Consider the following 3,129-nt stretch of genomic DNA (forward strand, 5'->3'; position numbering starts at 1 on the left):
TTCACCAAAGGAGGCCTACCGCCATCCAAACGTGAGCCCCGTGGACCATGCAGTGGCAACACCTTACGGCGCCATTCCGCGTCAATTCTAGAGGGATCTCGCCTAGCCGAGGTGGGTGAGGGGACTCATAAATGCTTGATAGGTTAGTGGCCGAACTAAAGAAAAGGAGCCATTCGCTTGTCCTCTGAGGTGCGATACGGCGCGATACGATGAGCCGGCGCCCTCAAGAGATAGCTGCCTTGCAGATCGAGACTCGTTTATCGCTTTGTACCTATGATGGTGATGACACGCACTTGGTCAAATGCGTGGGAGGGCACCGCATACCGGCAGATGGTTTGATGACCAGACGATAGGTCACAGACGACCGGCCTTTTTCAGGTTTTGCTGCACCTTTTCATATGGTATCGGCCGTTCGGCTCGACGCTCATACCATCGTGCAACATCTATCAGGTCCTCCTTGAGCGCTGGGTTGGCAAAGAGATGTTGCAGAACAGCCTCGCGCTGCGATCTCGGCAAGGCTTCAAAGGCCGTAAGGAAGACTTCGGCCGTTGCATCTGCTGCTCTCATGGTGATTCCTCCTGGGCAGTTTTTCACAAATATTGATACGTTCATATCCTCAATGATCTCTTTCAGTCCTCTCTCTCCCGAACAACTCCATACCAAGCCCAGCGGGGTTTAGAATGGCGAGCGGTGGCGAAGGTACTCCGCTTAACGTTCTTGCTGTTATTTCGGTCTGGACCATGAATTTGGCAGACGGATCCCATCCAGCTTGGCGCGTAGGTCATCAATGACAATGCGGGCATCAGTTTCTTTCGTGAAGTCCTTAAGAGCGATCCATCTTGCCAATACCGGGGAAAGATTCATCCAGTTCTTGCCATTGAAATCCACATCACACACCAGACGCCCTCTATCGACTCTAGGCTGAGGCTAATTCCACCTGCTTGCCTAAGACCATTCGTGCGAGTTGGTTCCTTACCAGCGCGCCGGACAGACTATCAATCTCGCGAGCATCGTATCCGGTCGGTCGAATGCAAGTTCCCTTTTCCGGCTGCCATCGCCAGTTGGGGCTTGCCAATCATTCAAAATAACGCAGTGCGCCGATATCACTTAGACTTACGCCGTTTTCGTGTCACTTTCGCACGTGGCTATCATTAACCGAAGTTGAAGTTCTTTTCAAACCAGGTTGAAGATCAACACGTGTGGGATGAACGAATTTATGACAGCTTGCGATGTCACTCCCAGCAACCGTGCTGCCTCGCTCTAGTAAGCATTTACCCTCCTGTCCGTGGTGGCCTGGACTGCCTAACGGCAAAGATAGTGCAAGCTTGTAGCTACATTAAATGAGGCAGCAGATTGGATAGATGGGAGAATATTACTCACTTTCATTATGCTGAAATTGAACGCGGGTTAGAGGCGATGATATAGTCGTCGCGGGATGGCACAAGACCAATCCATCAAGACGCTTGTGATCGCATTCGTCGATGATGCGGCTGCGGCGGTGTATTCGATCAACAGGCTCAACCCTGATACGTTGTGTTTCGTGTTGCCTGAAGAAAGTAAGGCTTTGGTCGAGGCGGGCGTCCAGCCGAAGATCCAACAAATGCCGAGGCGGTGGGATTGGATTGTGGTGGCCGATGCTACGGAGTTTCCGTCCACCTATCAAACGATTGCGCGGTCCCTACCGGATCTCTTACGGACATGGGAGGTACAGCCGGGGGAGCTGGTCCTGGATCTGAGCGGAGCGACCGCGGCGATGGCGGGTGCGCTCACCTTGGTGGCGCTGCCGTGGACTTCTCGGGTGGTTGAATTGGTTCCCACGCGCGAAGGTTCGGAGGGCGATCGTGTCGAGTTGGGTTCCAAGACGCTCGTCTGGACTCAGACGAATCCGTGGGATGAGCAGGGGACAGTGTCGCGCCGAGAAGGATGTGAGTTGTTCAACCGAGGCCTGTTTCATGCCGCCGCCAAAATGTTTCGCGATATAGAACTGAGGGTGAGCGGTGGGCAGAAGCCGCTGTATCGAGCATTTACTGACTTGGCCGAGGGCTATGAATTGTGGGAACGGTTTCACTATCGTCAAGCCTGGGACAAGTTGAAGACCGCGGCCAAAGCCCTTGAGATGGCCTCGTTGTGGGGCGGACCTCCGGGATTGAAGGCGGTCGTGTCGCCCGTAAAGGCCAATGCCGGTTTTCTTGAAAAACTCGTTCTTGACCCGGCGGAAGTCAAAGACTTCGTCCCGTTGGATTTGCTGGCTCATGCCCACAGAAAGCTCCTTGCAGGGCGCGACCCTGAAGCGGCCATGACCGCGCTCGTTCGGGGGCTGGAGGCGTTCGCGCAAGTCCGGCTCTATAAGTCGCACAAGATCAAGAGTTGGGATGTGTCGCCCGAGCAACTTCCGCAAGGGTTACAAGAGACCTGCCGCGCGTGTTATCTCGAAGACATCGACGGTAAATATAAGTTGCCGCTCCAAGCCCAGTTTCGTGTGCTGGCCGGGTTGGGCGACCAACTGGGCCAAGCCTTTCTCAGGGAATGGCCGAAGATGAAGCCGTTGCTGGACGCAGCGAACCATGCGGTGTTGGGGCACGGCTTCGAGCCCATCAAATCAGAGCGAGTGCAGCAGCTCTACGATGTGGTCATCAAGCTGTCGGGAGTCAGTGAGACGTCGCTGCCGAAGTTTCCTGTACTCAATCTTTAGTCATGGGGCGCCGAAGGCCGATCATCGAGACCGGATCTTGTTGTTGTCGGACGGTCGTTTCGTTGATTACTGACATCACTTCGCCTGTCTATCCATCGTGTAACTCCCGACCATCCATCCGCTTTAAATTTCTATGGAAATAAAGATCTACTACGAAGACACAGACTGCGGCGGGGTGGTCTACTATGCCAATTATCTGAAGTATTTCGAGCGGGCTCGTACTGAATACCTTGAAATGCGAGGGTATTCAGTTGCGGACTTGATGAAACAAGGCGTCATCTTCGTGGTCGTGCATGCCGAAGTGGAGTATTGCTCGCCTGGCCGCTATGGAGAAACGCTGATTGTGGAAACGGACGTCGACGATGTGACGCGGGCCACTCTGACATTTTCGCATGTCGTGCGCGAGAAGGTGAGCGGCCGAGTCGTGGTGAACGGCT

General features: G+C 54.2%; 3 protein-coding genes. 2 read left to right on the forward strand and 1 reads right to left on the reverse strand.

Annotated features, from left to right (window positions below):
- Nucleotides 1–354: 354 nt before the first annotated feature.
- A complete protein-coding gene (locus tag ACOSYY_RS18285; protein ID WP_421664282.1) occupies nt 355–567 on the reverse strand; it encodes a hypothetical protein in 213 nt (70 codons plus the stop codon).
- Nucleotides 568–1,435: 868 nt separating this feature from the next.
- On the opposite strand from ACOSYY_RS18285, the gene ACOSYY_RS18290 reads away from it, so the two are divergent.
- Entirely contained in the window at nt 1,436–2,692 is a 1,257-nt protein-coding gene (locus ACOSYY_RS18290; protein WP_421664283.1) for a TIGR02710 family CRISPR-associated CARF protein, read from the forward strand.
- Between the two features lie 133 nt (nt 2,693–2,825).
- A partial coding sequence (locus tag ACOSYY_RS18295; RefSeq protein WP_421664284.1) for a YbgC/FadM family acyl-CoA thioesterase occupies nt 2,826–3,129 on the forward strand: 304 nt, incomplete at its 3' end.

The sequence above is a fragment of the Nitrospira sp. BLG_2 genome (genome assembly GCF_049222245.1).